Genomic DNA, 15,813 nt, shown 5'->3' with positions numbered 1-15,813 from the left:
GCGCCGCAACGGGGCGCGGTGGTGCCCGTGGACACCGGTTCGACCGCGTCGGGTTTTCGGCATCGCGGCGAGTGGGTGTACCTGCCGCCGGCCTGGTTCACCGCAGCGCCGCCACGCCTGCCCCCGGTCTTGATGATCGGAGGCGAGTTCAACACATCGGCTGACTGGATTCGCGCCGGCGACGCCGTCGCCACCCTGGACGCGTTCGCGGCGGACCACGGCGGTAACGCGCCGCTGGCCGTCTTCGTCGACGCCACCGGTGGCTTCACCGTCGACACCGAGTGCGTCAACGGGTCGCGCGGCAACGCCGCCGATCACCTGATCGACGACGTGATCCCGTGGGCCGCCCAGCAATTCGGCCTGCCGGCGCAAGCGAAATGGGGCGTCGTCGGCTTCTCCTCCGGAGGCACCTGCGCGGTGGACCTGGCCGTGATGCACCCCGACAGGTTCAGCGCCTTTGTCGACATCGGCGGCGACATCGCCCCCAACGCGGGCACCCGGGCACAGACCATCGACCGGCTCTTCGGCGGCGACGCCGCGGCGTGGGCACGCTTCGACCCCAGCACGGTGATCACCCGCCACGGGCCTTACTCCAATCTGGCCGGACTGTTCGCGGTTCCCGGCTCCGTGGGGCGCGCCGCTGCCGAATCGCTGTGCCAACTGGGCACCGCCAACGGCATCGACTGCGCGGTGGTCGGTCTGCCCGGCAAACACGATTGGCCCTCGGCCGCATCGGCTTTCGCGGCGACGCTGCCTTGGCTCGCCGGTCGGCTCGAGACGCCCGGCGTCCCCCACGCGGCGTTCCCGTGACGCGCCCGCGGCCTGCGTTGAGTAGCTCATGAAAATGCCTGTCTAGCTGGCGGTCCATGCGCGTCGACCGTCGAGATCGTGTCAGATCCTGCACACGAATGCGTGGAGCTGCGCGAGGCCGGTCTCCGGCGTCATGTCCAGCACCCTCCCGCAATCTGCGTTTCGTCAACTAAAATCGACGTTGTGTCGAGTTTTTGTTAGGGTCGGCAGCGGTCCGGTCGAGCAGAGGAGATGTCCAATGAAGACCTTTCTGATCACGGGGGTAAGCAGCGGCCTGGGGCGAGCCTTCGCTGCAGGCGCACTAGAGGCCGGGCACACCGTGGTGGGCACCGTGCGTCGGCGGGCAGACCTCGATGCATTCGAAGCGCTGGCGGCCAACGCCCACGGTCGGCTCCTGGACGTGACCGATGAAAAGGCAGTGTTCGCGACGGTTAAGGACGTCGAGGCGACCGTCGGTCCGATCGACGTGGTGATCGCCAACGCGGGCTATGGGCTCGAGGGCATCTTCGAGGAGACGCCCTTGAGCCAGCTGCGGGCTCAGTTCGAGACCAACGTCTTTGGGGTGGCGGCGACCCTTCAGGCCGTCCTTCCGTATATGCGTGAACGTCGCGGCGGTCACCTGATGGCGGTGACGTCGATGGGCGGGTTGATGGCCCCGGCGGGCCTAACCGCCTACTGCGGCAGCAAGTTCGCGCTGGAGGGACTGCTGGAGAGCTTGGGTAAGGAAGTCGCCGGGTTCGGCATTCATGTCACGGCGATCGAACCGGGTTCGTTCCGGACCGACTGGGCCGGTAGGTCCATGAGACGCGTAGACCGCTCCATCGCCGATTACGACGACGTGTTCACGCCTATTCGTGAAGCCCGCCTACAGGCGAGCGGGAACCAGCTCGGTGACCCCGCGAAGGCCGCAGCCGCAGTGTTGCAGGTGCTTGACTCGACCGATCCCCCACGGCATCTTGTGCTGGGGTCTGACGCATTGCGGCTCATCAGGGCCGCGCGTCAAACCGTCGATCAGGAGATCGACAAGTGGGAGTCACTGTCTCGGACAACGGACTTCCCCGACGGACGTCAGATCGCAGCCAGCTAGCCATGCCAGCGAAAACCAAGCCCACCCGACGACATGCCGCCACGCCCCGAAAAGGGGATATGCGGGAACAGGCCATCCTCGACACCGCCGAACGACTCCTGGGCGAACAAGGCTACGAAGCAATGACGATCGCCGACATCGCAACGGGCGCGGGGATCACGCGGGGTGCCCTGTACTTCTATTTCGGCTCCAAACAGGAGGTCATCACGGCGCTCGTCGCGCGTACCGTGGATGCCCTCCGGAAGAAATCGCGCGCAGCCGCGGACGACGCCGCACGTGGTGAGCATGCCATCGACGAGGCGATGATCAGAACCGAGGCGCTGTGGCGCCAGCACGGGGTCGTGATGCGCGCGGCGATCGACCTGGCGTCGTCGGTGCCCGAGATCGACACGCTCTGGAACGACACCGCCGAGATCTTCGTCGGCGCCATCGCCGAAATACTGCGGCACATGGGCTCTCCGTCACGCAGTGCGAGCCACGACCAGGCAGCCCTTGCACGCGCCTTGTGCTGGATGATCGAGCGCAGTTTCTACCAAGGCTCCCGGATTTCGAACGCCGAGCTGGCCCGCGCCAGGAAGGCCTGTACCGAGATCTGGCGTCGAGTCGCCTGTTGACCGCCGACGGCCTGCTCACTGCGGCTGAGTTAAGGAATCGGGCGGAATCGAATACTGCTGGCTGCCAGCAAAGTTCGTAATTTCTCAGTGAATCAAGCTCGATCACAGATGCGCGCTCCCCGGTCCGTCGGGCCAGCGATCCACGACCAAGAACCCGCCAAGCCGTGGGCTGTCGTGCATCCGATGAATCTTTCAGTGCCGCAGGGTTGCGTGTCGTCGCGATGAGTTTTGGCCTCCGGTGCAGTCTGATCTTCATGGGCAAACTGATCTACGGCTTCAACGTGTCGGTGGACGGGTACATCGCCGATGCACAAGGCAACATCGACTGGGGCGATCCGAGCGACGAACTGCACCAGTACTGGAACGACTTCGAGAGGGAGACCGCCCTGTCGTTCTACGGGCGGCGGCTCTACGAACTGATGTCCGCGTACTGGCCGACCGCCGATAGTGCTCCGGACGCCACTCCTCTGATCGTTGACTTCGCCCGCACCTGGCGCGAAATGCCCAAGGTTGTGTTCTCGCGGACCTTAGAGTCCGTCCACTGGAACTCGCGCCTGGAACGCGGTGACCCGGTCGAAGTGGTGAGGAGGTTGAAAGCCGAAACGGACGGCAGGCTGGAGGTCGCCGGCGCGACGCTGGCCGCGCCGATCGTGCAGGCCGGACTGGTGGACGAATACCGGATTGTGGTCGCGCCCATCGCCGTGGGCGGCGGCACCGCGTTCTTCCCGACCCTGCCGTCATGGATCTCGCTGCGGTTGCTTGAGAACCGCACCTTCCCGGGTGGCACGGTCCTGCTGCGCTACGAGGCGAAACACGACTGACTTACTTGCCTCTCGCGATCGAGGTTGTCGCCGCATTGGCGCCGACCGTGTCGTCGAGGTGTTGGATCGACTGGCTCTCACCCACGGGACGCCGCACTACGTGCGGTTCGACAACGGTCCGGAGTTCGTGGCGCACGCCGCGCTTGACTGGTGCCGATTCGACTGTGCTGGCTCACTTTTGTTGATCCAGGGTCGCCTTGGCGGAATGCCTGGATCGAGTCGTTCAACGGCCGGCTGTGCGACGAATTGCTCAACGCGTGGCACTTCGACTCCCTGCTGGAAGCCCGCGTGATTATCGAAGACTGGCGTCGCGACTACAAGCCAACCGGGCCCACTCCGTCCATGGTGAACTCACCCGGGCCGAGTTCGCTCTACAGTGGACCACGTCCCATCAACCCCAAGCCGCATAGCGACTGGACCACCAAAGTGGGGACGGATGTTGTGGCTGCGCCAGCCTGCACGGCGTCAAACGTCCTGGAGCTGCGCCAGACGCCGCTCTCGGGCTATCAGAAAGAGTGGAACGGCCACGCTGATATCCACAACGAACGCCAGCACGACGTACACCCACAGGTACTTGACGTCGGTCCTGCGTGCCTCGACAACCATGAAGACCAGCGCTGCCACGGAGACCAGTGTCAGGTCGATGGTCATGGAGCTGACCGCGTGATTGGCGAAACAGCTAGCGAGGAAGTCGAGCGTGTCCCCGCCGGCCGAGAAGTACGCGATGTTGTGCGCCCACGTGGCGATGAGCGCCACCAGCGCGATCACACCGTAAAGAATGCAAAGGTTTCGTCGGGCAGCGGTCACACCCGTCAGTATTTAGTCATCAGAGTAATTGTCAATATGTGGATCGGGTTGCTTCAGGCGACCTCCGTTGCGGTTGGTTCGATAGGTTCGGTGATCGTGACGTCGCCGAGGCGTACGAGCAGCTTGCCTTTTTGGAACACCGCGCCGGCACGGACGAGGCGACTAGGTGTGGACGGCCCGCCAGCGTGCGTGTGAGCGCTCAATGGCCTTGTAGGCCATGGCATATCGGCCGCACGTGAACGCGGGGCCCTTGGTCACTTCGGTCGGCAAACGCACGGTCGGGAATATCGACCTTCCGGGTCAACGGTGCGCAGGTGAACCCAGGGCTCGGCCGGATACTTGTAGATGTCCAGCAGCAAGTCGGCGTCTTCACGATCTAAGCGACTTCAGCGCCGTCGAGCAACTGCGCAAACGCGATCCGGCCCTACTCGCCTAACATTCCCACCATGAGCGACGAAAACGATGAGCTAGCAGCCGTCCTGCAATATCTAGAAGAAGACGAGAAAACGGCCCGTGAGAACGGACAAAACGATCTGGCGGACCAGATTGCCACCCAACGCCGCAAGCTCCTCGAAGCACCGCCCGCTGATCTGGTTCAGCTGTTTAACGACATTGCTGACGCGCTAGAAACGAGCCTTGAAGCAGCAGGGACCGATGACATCCTTACCGGCGACACCATCATCTACCTCCGCAGAACCGCCAAGGACATCGACCGCCACGACCGATAACACAGCGTGGGTTGGGTGGTCGGGCGGCAAATGTCTCAGGCAATGATGCGTGAACCACGTAGTTGCCACTACGGCCATAATCGGCCGCGATCCCAACCCTCCCCGTTGCGTTCATAGCGCAGTCGCTGGTGGCGTCGGTCAGGCGCGCCCTGCCAAAACTCGACGTAATCGGGTCGCACAGCGTATGAGATCCATTCAGGTGGGGCGACTTCGGGGTTATCGCGCAGTTCGCGGTGAGCCTTGGCGATGTGTGCTTCCAGCTCGGCTCCATCGGTGAGCGGTTGACTTTGCCTCATCGTCAATGCGATCGCGCGCGACTCCAGTGGACGGGCCAAGAAGTCTTGCGCGCTGGCTTGAGCTCCGTCATTGACGACCACGCCGCCAATCCGCACTTGTCGAACCAATGCAGCCCAGTAGAAGGTCAACGCCGCAACAGGATTGGCCGACAGGTCACGGCCTTTTTGGCTGACCGAATTGACCGCGAAGTGCCAGCCCCGTTCATCGACGGCTTTAATAATCAGCACCCGAGCCCGTGGTAAGCCTCGAGCGTCAACGGTCGACAGCGTCATCGCATGCGGTTCGGGAAGGGCGGCCTCGACGGCATCCTGCAACCACCTGATGAATAACGAAACAGGTTCTGCTGGAACGTCGTCGGTGTCGAAACCGGGGGCATGGCCGGTCAAGACGGGCAGGCTGCGCAGGAACGCGCGGCCACCGTCGTCATCAGACCATCGCATAGGCACAGCAGACTCCTCGAAGATCGAGGAGCACCCAGGCGGTCGATGCGTCCGAATCTTTGGCTTCCCAGTGGTGTTCCACCCGCGCCAGTCGCCAATTCAACAGACTCTACGCCGCCAAGCCGCAAAGCCCCGCGCGATCAGGGTCGCTCCCGCTCGACCAGGTCCTTGAGGAACCTAGGCACACGACCGGCGCCGAAATCGTAGAAGCGTACCCATGTGGGCGTGATGGCGATTCTGGCCATCCGGTCGTATGTCTGGCGCACCTCATGTTCGAACTTCCTGGCCTGATCTTCATCCATCGTTTTGCGGGCAGCGGCGAGGTACTCCGGCACTACACCGTCGATGATTCTCACGCCGGCGCGGCCGCGGATCGATAAGGCGCGCGCCGTCTCGGGCGTGTCTCCGGAGTCGATGGACAGGGCGACGTCCGCGGCTTTCGACAGGGCGGCGACCTTCGGAGACGTGGGGGCGGTGGCGATGACGAATTCTGCACCGGTCCAGAAGTATCCGACCGGAATGACCCGCGGCGTCCCGTCCTTGCCGACGTAAGCCAAGTGAGCCGCGGACGTCGACGCGAGCAATTCCTGCGCCCCCGCCATGCCTAGTTCGGCGTCTATCTCCTGCCTGATCACAATGATGCCCCTGTCCGTTGTTCGGGTCTGTCTACCTTTGTCGACTCGAGTGTCACAACGGAATCATCGGCATCGGGTGACTATTCGGGCTACAGCCCGGACGGCACGGCCTTGCCGTTTACTGTCACGTCGACCTGGTCGGTCTTCTGGTTGTATGCGATGCGGCCGTGCTCGAAACTCGACACGAGCAGATCGCCGTCGGCGTTTGCGTCGCTGATCGGCAGCCCCAGCGGACCTGCCGAACCGTTGGTGCCGGTGATCGCAGGCGCGCCGTCCGGGTCGCGCGGGATATTCCACGCCTCCCGGATCTTGCCCAGGGTGATATATGCCGGGGTGCCGGCCGCGTCGTTCCTGGCGGTGATCACCCCGCCCTGGAACTGCTGGAATACCACACCGCTGTCGCGCTTTCCGGCGTTGCGGTCACCCGTTAGCGGCTTGCCCAGAGCCTTCTTCTGATCCTCGGTTGCCGACGAGTACTTGGCAGCGATAGGGCCGGTCAGAGTCACCTGGACGTCGCGCTCCCCGATGAGCTTCACCTCGGTGGGCTGCGCTGGGGCCGTAGACGTGGAGGTGGCGTTCGCCCCGACCTGAGGCGGTGCCGATGCGCCGACGCTCTTGCCATCGCTGCAGCCGCCAGTGATCAGCGCGGCCGCCGTGAGGCAGAGGGCTGCGGTGTGGCGGTTTGCGATCGTTCTCATAGGCTTCCTCTCGCGTTGTCCTGTGCGGTCTGCGTTAGCTCCGAACGAACTTACGCCGCGGTCACAGTCGGCGAGCCTGAGCACTGGTAAGGCTCCCCCATGCTCCAGGTGACATCGACTCGATCTTCGGCCGTCGGGATATGCATGAGTCGAATATGCGGTGTTAGCGCCAAAACCTCGCGACGTTAAGTCATGCAAGTCCATTGTTGCTCCGCCCCTTCGGCGGTGAAAACGCAACTAAGAATGGATCCGGTAGACGTCAGGTTTGAAATTCCGAGCTTTGGATAGACGTCAATCCAGTTGCCGCTCCTGGATAGCCGGCACCTCACGAAGGGAGCCCGACGTGGCGTTCTCACACATTGCATCGAAAACAACCGCGGCGGCAGCCGCAATGGCGGCGGCCGGACTCCTCGCAGCGACGCCGGCATGGGCCGACCCACAAGTGCTGCAGTTCGGCCAGATGGCAGAGATTTCCAGCATGGGCGGCACCATCGACTACACCGTGAGCAACCTGCAGCCCAGCGGCCACAATGACGGCATCTGGTACTCCGACGTGACCGCCAAAGGCGTGAGCGGTAACGCGACTCCGAACATCGCCGACTTCAACGCGCGGGCCGTGAACAGCTCCACGTTCGCGGTGATGAAGGGCAACCAGACCGACGGCCTTCCCGAGGGACCACTCCCCCTGGGCAGCCCGGTCACCGGGCGCATTTACTTCGACGTTCGCAACGGAACGAACCCCGACAGCGTCGTGTACCGGGACGCCGGAGGCACGGACAAGGTTGTCTGGAAAGGCTAGCAATTCGGTTCGCGCACACGCGAATAGCCACGAATTGAATATGCCGCACTACTCCGAATCGTGCCGGCTGCGCTCGTAAAACCGTCGGACACGCGCGCGATTCCCGCAATCGGCCGTGCTGCACCAGCGGCGGTTCTGCCGATGGCTGCTGTCGAGGAAAAGCCATCCGCATTCCGGGTCGCCACAGTGCTTGACGCGCGAGCGGGGCGCCGTGGTCAGCAGCGTCACGGATTCGATGGCCAGCCGGTGTAGTGGCGTTTGCGCCGTCAGCGCCGTGTCACACCACGAGACCTCATCCGCGTCGAAAGTGAGCCGCCTGACGCGCAGCGCGGATCGGTAAGCATCGGCGACCCTAGCGGCGTCGCGAGCCGACCCGCGTCCCGTCCAGATGCAATGGAGTGCCTCTCTGAGCTGTCGCGTCTGACGCAGCGTTTTCGCGCCGGCGTCGCTGTCCGAAACGGCGCGCCCGGCGAGGCCGCGAGCCTCGGCGGCCGACACCACACCGGCATGCTCCGTCCAGTCGACGAGGTCGAGATAGTCCACCAAGTAATCCGTCCGGCGCTGCGGGTCGCCGCGCCATGCCACCGTGTTCACCAAGTCGACCGCGGGGTGGCCCCCGCGTAGATCGAGTTCAGCAGCCCCTGATCGCGCCACGGTTTCCAGTCTAATGCCCTTAAACTGATTTAGGCATTAGGACATCGGGTACCTGTTTCAGCATGAGATGCACACGCACGGACGCAATGAGTCAGTTTGGGTTGGTCTTCGGCGCACTGTGCCTGTCGGCCTCGGCGATACTGCTGAAGTTGGCATCGACCACGCCGGCTACCGCAACAGCCGCACGTTGTCTGCTGGCGCTGCCCGTGGTGGTCGCCCTCGCGATCCCGGAATGGCAACGGGGAGAAGGTTTGTCGCACCGCGGCGTGCTGTCAGCGGTGTGCTGTGGTGCGTTGTTCGCCGGCGACATGCTGCTGTGGACGCAGGCCATACCGGAAGTGGGAGCGGGGCTTTCCACCGTCCTGGTGAATACCCAGGTCGCCATCGTTCCGTTCTTGACCTGGCTGGTCGACCGGGAACGGATCTCGCGGCGGTTCCTGCTTGCGCTGCCAGTGCTGCTGGCCGGCGTCATGCTCGCCGGCGGCGTGCTCGAGCACGGCCTTTCCGGCACCGACCCCGCGCGCGGCACGTTGCATTCGGTCGGCGCCGCGGTCTGCTATTCGGGGTTCCTGTTCTTGCTGCGACGCGGCGGGCAGTCCGGCCGACCCATGCAGACCTACGCCATCGTGTTGGCGACGTCGGCGGTGGTGGCGGCGGCGGTCGGACCGTGGTGGCACGGCTTCGACTTGTGGCCGGGCTGGCGCGCCATGGGATGGCTGACCCTGGTCGCCATCACCGGACAGTTGCTCGGTTGGCTGCTGGTGGCCGTGTTGTCGGCCCGCCTCCCCAGCACGGTCAGCTCCGCGCTCCTGTTGCTGATGCCGGTGGGCGCGGTCGCGCTGGGCGCTGGCGCGCTGCGCGAGCGCCCCTCCCCGCTGCAGCTCGCCGGCTGTGCACTCGTGCTGATGGCCGGGTACCTGGGCAGCGCCAAGCGTCTGGCGCCAGCACGCCGCGGGGCTTCCGGATGTTCCCTATTCGAACGACAAACGGACCGAACCGAGGCCCGCGAAGTCGGCGACGAACTCGTCACCGGGGTGCGCGTCGATCGCCCGGGTGCACGATCCGGGTAAGACGATGTCGCCGCGTCGCAGTCGCACGCCGAAACTCTCGACCTTGCGCGCCAACCACGCCACCGCCGTGACGGGGTTGCCCAACACGGCGTCGCCGCGGCCCTCGGCGACCACCTTGCCGTTGCGTGTCAGCACCGCGTCGATGGCCTTGGCGTCGAGCTCGGCTGGCGGCACTCGCGCCTCCCCCAGCACAAAACCCGCCGAGGAGGCGTTGTCGGCGATCGTGTCGCAGAGGGCAATCTTCCAGTCGGTGATCCGTGTGTCGATCAACTCGATGGAAGGAACCAGCGCCTCGGTCGCCGCCACGACGTCGTCCTCGGTGCAGCCGGCCCCGGGTAGGTCGGCCGACAGGATGAACCCCACCTCAACCTCGACTCGCGGGTAGAGGTAGCGCGCCGCCTTGACCGGGATGTCCTCGAACAGCTGCATCTCGTCGAGCAAATGGCCGTAGTCGGGCTCGTCCACCGCCATCATCTGCTGCATTGCCAACGACGACAGGCCCACCTTGTGGCCCACCACCCGAGCACCGTCGGCCACCCGCTGGCGGATGTTGATCAGCTGGATTTCATAGGCGTCGACCACGTCGATGTCGGGGTGGGCGGCGATCAAGGGAGCGATGGGCTCGCGACACCGCTCGGCGTGTGCGAGGTCGGCGGCCAACTCGTCGCGGATCGCCACGCTGAGCATCTGACGAGCTCCCCTCATCCGTCCGACCGCGCCGCTCTCCCATGACCGAGCGGCACAGCCGTAAACACGGTGCTCGGCCGTCAGAGGTTCATGAATGCAGGGTGGGTCGGAAGCGACGGCGAAAGTCGTCGCCGTCGAAGCCGAATAACCGCCGGTTTCGGCGGAAGGGCGGCTGGGCATTCGCAGACATGAGCTCGCTACGTTCCATTGGTTTTCTCGCGGCTGCGGTAGTAACCGCCTGGGCGGGAATTCTCTGTGCACCCGTCCCAGCGTCGTCCGCCGACCCATGTCCCAACGTCGAAGTGGTGTTCGCCCGCGGCACCGGCGAGCCACCTGGGGTCGGCGGGATCGGCCAGGCGTTCGTCGATGCGCTCGGATCACGGGCGGGCGGCAAGTCGGTGGCGGTCTATCCGGTGAATTACGAGGCGAGCAGCGACTTCAACGGCGGCATCGCTTTCGCCAGAACCGTCGTGGACGGAATCAGGGACGCCGGTAGTCATATCGAATCCACGACGTCGAACTGCCCTAACACCAGGGTGGTGCTCGGTGGGTACTCCCAAGGCGCCGCCGTGGCCGGCTTCGTGACTTCGGCTGCCGTGCCCAAGGAAGTGCCGCAGGAATTCGTGTCCTACGTCCCGCAACCGTTGCCGCGGGCGGTGGCTGATCACGTTGCCGCCGTGGTCCTGTTCGGCACGCCGTCCCCTGAATTTCTGCGCGGCGCCGGCGCGCCGCCGATTACGATCGGTCCCCTCTACGCGGGCAAGACCATTCAGCTGTGCGCCCCCGATGACAACATCTGCAATGGCGCACCTCCGGGACCGCCCGGTCTGGCTCACACTCTGTATGCGGCGAACGGCATGGTTGACCAAGGCGCGAATTTCGCTGCGAATCACCTTTAACCGGCTAGCTGGCCCCGGCCCTCGATTGGTCGATTCGAGAGACGCCCAGTGCGTTTTCGTGAGTTCACATATCGGCGCGCAATCATGTACTGTCGTACGCTAAAGTAATTAGTCGCGCGTTGAACAGCGAGGTCTCAAATGCTCAGATCCTCGGGTTGTCGGGGCCTCGACGTCGGATCCAATGCAGGCATTCAGTTTGACGAGGCGGGCTGACAACCGACGTATCCACAGCATTTCGGAGAGGCGGGGGGAATCACCGATGGCACGCCATGACCCAGATTACGAGCTTTACGAGCCACGTCGATCCCCCACCCTCTACACGTGTAGGGGCTGCGGCACGATCGTGCACAACATAAGAATTCATGACGCTTGGCATCGCGGGATAGACGAGCGCCGCCGGCAGGCGATCGACGGTGACCTCACGGACGACCAGTAGGGCCAGTCGTAATTGCCGAGCAACGCCCCTACGGGGCGATGCCCTCGACCAGCATGGTTGGTCCGAAGTGGCGGACTCGTCCGGGTCTGAGCCCGGCGTCGCGCATCAGGGCGTGCACTTGCTGCGGCGACCGTTCCCGACCGCCTTCGCAGGAAACCAGCATCAGCACGTCGAGCATCGCCGACACGGTGTTCAGCTGGCCTGATTCGTGGTGCATATCGATGGTGACCACCTTCGCGCCGGGCGGCATGGTGGCGTGGACCCGCTTGAGAATTTCGCGGCAGGCATCATCGTCCCAGTCGTGCAGAATCCATTTCATCGTGTAGACGTCAGCGCGAGCCTCGAGCTGACCGAACAGGTCGCCGGTGCGGCGTTCGATCCGGCCGGCCAACCCTCGCTCGCGTAGAAACCCGTCTGCCTGCTCGATGATCTCGGGCGAATCGAGCAGGATGCCCCGAGCGTTAGGCCGACGTTCGAGGATGGCCGCGAGCATGTGCCCGACTCCCCCGGCGACGTCGCAGATGACTCCATGCGTTGGCCATGGATAGGTCCGCACGATGCCGGCGAGGTCGAACTGGGTGAGCTGACGCATGGCGTCTGCGAACATGCTCCGCATGTCGGGGTGCTCGTCCAGGTACTCCCATAGCGACAAGCCGAAAGCCCTTCGGTATCCCGAGGTTTCGGCGCCTTCGCGGAGTTGGGCGTCGAGGTGCGCATATGCGGCTGCCGTGTCGGGGTGCGCGTAGTAGGCGACCCAGGAGGCGATCGATCTGGGGTGGTCGCGACGTAGCGGTGCACCGAGCTTCGTCATGCGTGCACGGCCCCGGCGATCCAGTTTCATCAACCGCGACCCGGTCGCGGCGTTCACGATTCTGACGGTCACGTCCGGGTCTAATCCGAGTTTGTGTGCCAGTTCGACTGGATCGCGTGCGTCCTCGCCGAGGGCATCGGCTAATCCTGAAGAGACGAGCACGCCCGCGATTTTCAGCTTCTGCAACCCGAAGGTGATGTCGGAGAACAGCGCGAACTCCCCCGGCACCGCGGCGTCCGCGAGATCCAACACACGGCGTCGAGCATCGAATACGCCGCGCGCCACCGAACGCGGTAATGGCAAGGTAGGCAGGCGCATCGACATCACCTATCGCCGATCGCCGAAATCCGGCGCAGCCGAAAGCGGGGATGCCGGATCGGTCGTTGGGCAGGCGCGATCATAGTGTCGGGCTCGCTTTCTCGTCGGCCGCAGTTTGGCTGATGTCCGCGGTGGCGGCATGGGCGGCGGGCCACCATTTCGCCAGCGTCGCGAGTTCGGCGGCTTCCTGTTGCAGCGTCGCCGCTCCCGACGCGCCGATCAGCGCCGAGTCCATGTCGGGCAGTTCCGGCGTCACGCCGGCCGCTTTGGCTCTGGCGGCGTACGCCAGGCGCAGGGCTGCGACGGCCGCGTCGCGGTCGCGCGCCGGCACCGGGCGGGGCTTGGTCAGAAAGCGCATTAGCTCATGGTTGGGTATCTCACGGACATATGGGCGAAGTCCCAAGATTGCGTCCCGGATCTCGACGACGGTGTGATGTAGCTGCAGCTGTGATTTTTGGCGCCGGGGCTCCTCGTGGTCAAGGGCGAAGACACACTCTGGGACGACGGTTCGCAGAGCCCGCCGCAGCGGTTGCAGCGTGCGCCAGCTGTGGCTGATGGGATCCAGCCCGAGTGAGCGACGCAGCTTGGTGGCAAGAGGGACAGCCGCAGTCGCGAACACGCCGAATATCATGAAGAAAAGGCCGAACGCGTGGTACTGCTGCCTGAAGTCGGCGGTGTGAGTCCAGCCAAGCTGGTCGGACATTTGCAGGGCGGCCTCTTGGACCACATTCCCGATGCCGGCCAGGCCCATTGACAGAGTGCTGATCGCGATCAAGCGCTCCCGCCGCCCGCTGGCGATACGGAACTCGTGCACGGAAAGCAAAATCATACGGGCCGCCAGGACCGTCAGCAACGCCGACACGCAAGTCAAGCCCGTCACGCTCTCCCAGCCGACCGTGAACTCGAGGGGCTTTTCTGCGATTCGCGCGGGCGTGCCGAAGATGAGGACTCCGGAAGCCAGTAACACCCCCGCCAGGCGGTAATACCTGTGCTTGCGGCGGGCTTCGGCTTCTGACATCCCCGACCACAGCAGGATGAATCCCATGAATTCGGCGTAGCTGTAACTCATTAGAGCGGTACTCAGTTGCCAGGTGCCTGGTCTCGTCATGAAAGCTGCACTGACGAGCATGTTTTGGACCAGCCGCTCGCGCAACAATTGCGTCAGCAGCAGGAGCACCAACGTGTTGTTGAAGTATTTTTCGTAGAGGTTGGTGTTGCACCATCGGAAGCGCCCGAGCAGGACGAGCGTCATGAACGCGATCACAGGCCAGGCGATGATGCCTGGCACGGCGGACGAGCTCACGGGCGGAAGAACACGCTGCTCATCATCGACTTCTGCGTCCCGCCCTCGGCGGCCGCGAGCATCACTATCGACGCGAACATCTCCGCGTCGCGTTCTCGGTCGTCGTCGAAAGCGGTGCGGCCCAGGATCTCCCCGACGCGAGGGTCGAAACCGGCTAGAGCGGTCGCAAAGATCATTTTGTGGTGGCTACCATCACTCCCGCCCGCGATCCCGCGGTCATGTTCCAACACCATGTGCCCGATTTCGTGGCACACGATCTGATCGATGTGGTACTCCGAAGTACCGGCTTCGTGGATGATGATGTCGTCGTCGTCCCGTTTCATCCACAGCCCGCAGGCGCTTATCGCGAGTTTGTCTACCGTCGGGACCACGCGAATCGGCCGACCACGCAAACGGGCGACGGCATCGATAAAAGTGGTGCGATCCCAAGGGACCGGGACGGGCAGGGTACGCACCAGCGCGCGCATGTCAGCCTTAGAAGTCATCTAGACCCGACCATTCTCCTGGCGCCATGGGCGGCAGGTCTTGCAGTTTGCGAATTTCATCGACCATCGCGGCCAAACTGCTTATGGCTTGTGGAGTCAGTCCGGACGTGCGCATGGCCAAATCTCGCACGCCGCTGTCGCGCAATGCTTGCATCAAAGTCAGTTGGGCCTCGATTTTCGGATCAGTGTCGCGATCAATCAGATAGGACGCAGGCACACCGAAAAAGTCGGCGATGGCGCGCAGATGTTGCACCGTCGGGTTGGTCTTGACGCCGTTTCTGAGCTGCCAGAGATAGGCCGGACTGATCGACACGCCCGTCTTGCTGGTTATCGCCGCCGCAGTGGCGGCGTTCGATAGCGGAGGCGTGCCGGCCTGCCGCATCACATCGAACAGCTGGTTCAACTTGACCGCGAGATCCGAGCCGTTCTCAGCAACACGTTGCACCCCGTCTGGCACATTGCCGCGATCCATCTACTCTCGTTTCATCGCAACGTTGTCCTCATATACTGACGTTATCAGCTGCCCGGCCTGCTAACCACCGACTTTTCGATCAACCCCGAATACACGCGCCGGTCATTAGGCTTTGAAAATGCGTTCGTACCGTTATGCCATCGCGGCGGTCATCGGCCGTTTATCCGCAGGCGTTGCCGCGACGGCGTGCACCAAAAGCATCACCGGACACGCGGTGCATACCCCTGGCGGTGCCGCCACCACCTCGCAGATCGCGACGTCGACACCGCCGACGCCGACCTCCGCTGCGCCCACCGGCCCGCCAGTCGGTACTGCGGTGATGAAGGTCAGCGGCGGAAGCGCCCCGGTCACGATCCGTTACCGGATCAACGGCGGCCCGGAGCAGACCGAGACCAATGTGCCCCTGCCGTGGGAAAAGCAGTACTCCGTCTACAACGAAGTGGAGTCGCAGGTCTCCGCCGACGGCGGAGACGCCCCGCTCACCTGCACGATCATCATGGACGGCGACAAACTCGTGTCCCTCAAGAGCGAACCGCGCCCCACCTGCAACTTCGCCTACTGGGGCTGATCGGCAACGCCGTCTGGACCGCGCCCGGGAGGCTCCCCGTCAGCGGACCGCTCGTAGGTCATCGCCGGCGGGGGCGGTACCGGGGGCAGCGGGCCGCGATATACGTCGAGATATGGTGCGGCATAAGGGATTTGCCATGGCCGCACGCCGGCGCGTCGCCTGCGCACATACGTCACGACCAAGACGCCACAGGCCACGATGAGAAAGGCCAGCAACAGGGCTTTCGCGACCAGTGCCGCAGTCATGACGCGGATCTTAGCCCTGATCCGGGCATCAGGCGGACGCCGTACCTGCAGTGCCAAAACCTTCCATCCGTTCCGGCTTTCGCCGGTGACCACTGAGGCTTGAGCGATGCCTGAGACCGCTGTGACCGA

The 15,813-nt window shown here is 64.1% G+C and carries 20 protein-coding genes, 2 pseudogenes and 1 riboswitch; of the genes and pseudogenes, 10 read left to right on the top strand and 12 right to left on the bottom strand.

Going from position 1 to position 15,813, the window contains the following annotated elements; translation table 11 throughout:
- The 5 genes and pseudogenes from A5622_RS04100 to A5622_RS27810 form a co-directional block, all read left to right on the top strand.
- Positions 1-810 (top strand): alpha/beta hydrolase family protein (locus A5622_RS04100; protein WP_232002848.1); only part of this gene is annotated, 810 nt, incomplete at its 5' end.
- 238 nt (positions 811-1,048) lie between these two features.
- Entirely contained in the window at positions 1,049-1,897 is an 849-nt protein-coding gene (locus A5622_RS04095; RefSeq protein WP_066873175.1) for an oxidoreductase, read from the top strand.
- Between the two features lie 59 nt (positions 1,898-1,956).
- Positions 1,957-2,511, top strand: a complete 555-nt coding sequence (locus A5622_RS04090) for a TetR/AcrR family transcriptional regulator (protein WP_232002846.1) — start codon at positions 1,957-1,959, stop codon at positions 2,509-2,511.
- A 254-nt stretch (positions 2,512-2,765) separates the two neighbouring features.
- A complete protein-coding gene (locus tag A5622_RS04085) occupies positions 2,766-3,332 on the top strand; it encodes a dihydrofolate reductase family protein (RefSeq protein ID WP_066873183.1) in 567 nt (188 codons plus the stop codon).
- 28 nt (positions 3,333-3,360) lie between these two features.
- A pseudogene (locus tag A5622_RS27810) lies at positions 3,361-3,742 on the top strand (integrase core domain-containing protein); the annotation flags it as partial.
- A 55-nt stretch (positions 3,743-3,797) separates the two neighbouring features.
- Here A5622_RS27810 and A5622_RS04080 read toward each other — a convergent pair.
- Positions 3,798-4,100, bottom strand: coding sequence for a DUF2834 domain-containing protein (locus tag A5622_RS04080; RefSeq protein WP_082972636.1), 303 nt, complete (start codon positions 4,098-4,100; stop codon positions 3,798-3,800).
- 92 nt (positions 4,101-4,192) lie between these two features.
- Positions 4,193-4,510, bottom strand: a pseudogene (locus A5622_RS29990) (IS256 family transposase); the annotation flags it as partial.
- Between the two features lie 75 nt (positions 4,511-4,585).
- Between A5622_RS29990 and A5622_RS04075 the strand changes: the two are divergent.
- The gene (locus A5622_RS04075) at positions 4,586-4,867 is read left to right on the top strand and encodes a hypothetical protein (RefSeq protein WP_066876851.1); all 282 of its coding nucleotides are present in this window, start codon (positions 4,586-4,588) and stop codon (positions 4,865-4,867) included.
- 68 nt (positions 4,868-4,935) lie between these two features.
- Here A5622_RS04075 and A5622_RS04070 read toward each other — a convergent pair whose 3' ends face one another.
- The 3 genes from A5622_RS04070 to A5622_RS04060 all read right to left on the bottom strand — a co-directional run bounded on the left by A5622_RS04070 (position 4,936) and on the right by A5622_RS04060 (position 6,937).
- A complete protein-coding gene (locus A5622_RS04070; RefSeq protein ID WP_066876849.1) occupies positions 4,936-5,604 on the bottom strand; it encodes a pyridoxal 5'-phosphate synthase in 669 nt (222 codons plus the stop codon).
- Positions 5,605-5,629: 25 nt separating this feature from the next.
- A riboswitch (ZMP/ZTP riboswitch) is annotated at positions 5,630-5,709 on the bottom strand.
- A gap of 35 nt (positions 5,710-5,744) precedes the next feature.
- The gene (locus A5622_RS04065; RefSeq protein WP_066876845.1) at positions 5,745-6,239 is read right to left on the bottom strand and encodes a pyridoxamine 5'-phosphate oxidase family protein; all 495 of its coding nucleotides are present in this window, start codon (positions 6,237-6,239) and stop codon (positions 5,745-5,747) included.
- Between the two features lie 89 nt (positions 6,240-6,328).
- The gene (locus A5622_RS04060; RefSeq protein WP_066873194.1) at positions 6,329-6,937 is read right to left on the bottom strand and encodes an LGFP repeat-containing protein; all 609 of its coding nucleotides are present in this window, start codon (positions 6,935-6,937) and stop codon (positions 6,329-6,331) included.
- A gap of 343 nt (positions 6,938-7,280) precedes the next feature.
- On the opposite strand from A5622_RS04060, the gene A5622_RS04055 reads away from it, so the two are divergent.
- Positions 7,281-7,736 carry an MPT63 family protein gene (locus tag A5622_RS04055; RefSeq protein ID WP_066876844.1) on the top strand — a complete coding sequence of 152 codons (456 nt, stop codon included), beginning with the start codon at positions 7,281-7,283 and terminating at the stop codon, positions 7,734-7,736.
- Between the two features lie 48 nt (positions 7,737-7,784).
- Here the strand turns inward: A5622_RS04055 and A5622_RS04050 are convergent, their stop codons facing one another.
- A complete protein-coding gene (locus tag A5622_RS04050; protein WP_255361673.1) occupies positions 7,785-8,390 on the bottom strand; it encodes a CGNR zinc finger domain-containing protein in 606 nt (201 codons plus the stop codon).
- A gap of 86 nt (positions 8,391-8,476) precedes the next feature.
- Here A5622_RS04050 and A5622_RS04045 point away from each other — a divergent pair, with 86 nt between their 5' ends.
- Complete coding sequence (locus A5622_RS04045) at positions 8,477-9,460, top strand: DMT family transporter (protein ID WP_066876842.1); 984 nt, start codon at positions 8,477-8,479, stop codon at positions 9,458-9,460.
- Here A5622_RS04045 and A5622_RS04040 read toward each other — a convergent pair.
- Complete coding sequence (locus tag A5622_RS04040) at positions 9,362-10,147, bottom strand: 2-keto-4-pentenoate hydratase (protein WP_066876841.1); 786 nt, start codon at positions 10,145-10,147, stop codon at positions 9,362-9,364. The two genes, A5622_RS04045 and A5622_RS04040, sit on opposite strands and share 99 nt — an antisense overlap.
- Before the next feature lie 188 nt (positions 10,148-10,335).
- Between A5622_RS04040 and A5622_RS04035 the strand changes: the two genes are divergently transcribed.
- On the top strand, positions 10,336-11,046 hold the full coding sequence (locus tag A5622_RS04035; RefSeq protein WP_066876829.1) for a cutinase family protein: 711 nt from the start codon (positions 10,336-10,338) through the stop codon (positions 11,044-11,046).
- Positions 11,047-11,510: 464 nt separating this feature from the next.
- Here the strand turns inward: A5622_RS04035 and A5622_RS04030 are convergent, their stop codons facing one another.
- From A5622_RS04030 to A5622_RS04015, 4 genes are all read right to left on the bottom strand, one after another.
- Complete coding sequence (locus tag A5622_RS04030) at positions 11,511-12,611, bottom strand: methyltransferase (protein ID WP_197507943.1); 1,101 nt, start codon at positions 12,609-12,611, stop codon at positions 11,511-11,513.
- 79 nt (positions 12,612-12,690) lie between these two features.
- Positions 12,691-13,914: a DUF6545 domain-containing protein gene (locus A5622_RS04025; RefSeq protein WP_066876806.1), complete on the bottom strand. Its 1,224-nt coding sequence runs from the start codon at positions 13,912-13,914 to the stop codon at positions 12,691-12,693.
- Positions 13,911-14,381 carry a hypothetical protein gene (locus A5622_RS04020; RefSeq protein ID WP_156752829.1) on the bottom strand — a complete coding sequence of 157 codons (471 nt, stop codon included), beginning with the start codon at positions 14,379-14,381 and terminating at the stop codon, positions 13,911-13,913. The genes A5622_RS04025 and A5622_RS04020 overlap by 4 nt, the downstream gene beginning before the upstream one ends.
- A gap of 7 nt (positions 14,382-14,388) precedes the next feature.
- Positions 14,389-14,871 (bottom strand): helix-turn-helix domain-containing protein, encoded by a 483-nt coding sequence (locus tag A5622_RS04015; protein ID WP_082972096.1) that lies wholly within the window; start codon positions 14,869-14,871, stop codon positions 14,389-14,391.
- 118 nt (positions 14,872-14,989) lie between these two features.
- On the opposite strand from A5622_RS04015, the gene A5622_RS04010 reads away from it, so the two are divergent.
- Positions 14,990-15,439, top strand: a complete 450-nt coding sequence (locus A5622_RS04010; protein WP_066876802.1) for a hypothetical protein — start codon at positions 14,990-14,992, stop codon at positions 15,437-15,439.
- Here the strand turns inward: A5622_RS04010 and A5622_RS27805 are convergent.
- Positions 15,427-15,684 carry a hypothetical protein gene (locus A5622_RS27805; protein ID WP_082994525.1) on the bottom strand — a complete coding sequence of 86 codons (258 nt, stop codon included), beginning with the start codon at positions 15,682-15,684 and terminating at the stop codon, positions 15,427-15,429. The genes A5622_RS04010 and A5622_RS27805 overlap by 13 nt on opposite strands.
- Between the last annotated feature and the right edge of the window lie 129 nt (positions 15,685-15,813).

The sequence above is a fragment of the Mycobacterium sp. 1245801.1 genome, from assembly GCF_001673055.1.
GTDB lineage: Bacteria > Actinomycetota > Actinomycetes > Mycobacteriales > Mycobacteriaceae > Mycobacterium > Mycobacterium europaeum_A.
Note: the sequence above shows the minus strand (reverse complement) of the source record. Positions and strands in the feature narration are given on the sequence as shown.

Coding starts and splice junctions, on each gene's coding strand:
- A5622_RS04035 (WP_066876829.1), top strand. CDS start 10,336: ATGAGCTCGCTACGTTCCATTGGTTTTCTCGCGGCTGCGGTAGTAACC.
- A5622_RS04060 (WP_066873194.1), bottom strand. CDS start 6,937: ATGAGAACGATCGCAAACCGCCACACCGCAGCCCTCTGCCTCACGGCG.
- A5622_RS04095 (WP_066873175.1), top strand. CDS start 1,049: ATGAAGACCTTTCTGATCACGGGGGTAAGCAGCGGCCTGGGGCGAGCC.
- A5622_RS04010 (WP_066876802.1), top strand. CDS start 14,990: ATGCGTTCGTACCGTTATGCCATCGCGGCGGTCATCGGCCGTTTATCC.
- A5622_RS04085 (WP_066873183.1), top strand. CDS start 2,766: ATGGGCAAACTGATCTACGGCTTCAACGTGTCGGTGGACGGGTACATC.
- A5622_RS04030 (WP_197507943.1), bottom strand. CDS start 12,611: ATGCGCCTGCCTACCTTGCCATTACCGCGTTCGGTGGCGCGCGGCGTA.
- A5622_RS27805 (WP_082994525.1), bottom strand. CDS start 15,684: ATGACTGCGGCACTGGTCGCGAAAGCCCTGTTGCTGGCCTTTCTCATC.
- A5622_RS04045 (WP_066876842.1), top strand. CDS start 8,477: ATGAGTCAGTTTGGGTTGGTCTTCGGCGCACTGTGCCTGTCGGCCTCG.
- A5622_RS04075 (WP_066876851.1), top strand. CDS start 4,586: ATGAGCGACGAAAACGATGAGCTAGCAGCCGTCCTGCAATATCTAGAA.
- A5622_RS04020 (WP_156752829.1), bottom strand. CDS start 14,381: ATGCGCGCGCTGGTGCGTACCCTGCCCGTCCCGGTCCCTTGGGATCGC.
- A5622_RS04070 (WP_066876849.1), bottom strand. CDS start 5,604: ATGCGATGGTCTGATGACGACGGTGGCCGCGCGTTCCTGCGCAGCCTG.
- A5622_RS04015 (WP_082972096.1), bottom strand. CDS start 14,871: ATGGATCGCGGCAATGTGCCAGACGGGGTGCAACGTGTTGCTGAGAAC.
- A5622_RS04090 (WP_232002846.1), top strand. CDS start 1,957: ATGCGGGAACAGGCCATCCTCGACACCGCCGAACGACTCCTGGGCGAA.
- A5622_RS04040 (WP_066876841.1), bottom strand. CDS start 10,147: ATGCTCAGCGTGGCGATCCGCGACGAGTTGGCCGCCGACCTCGCACAC.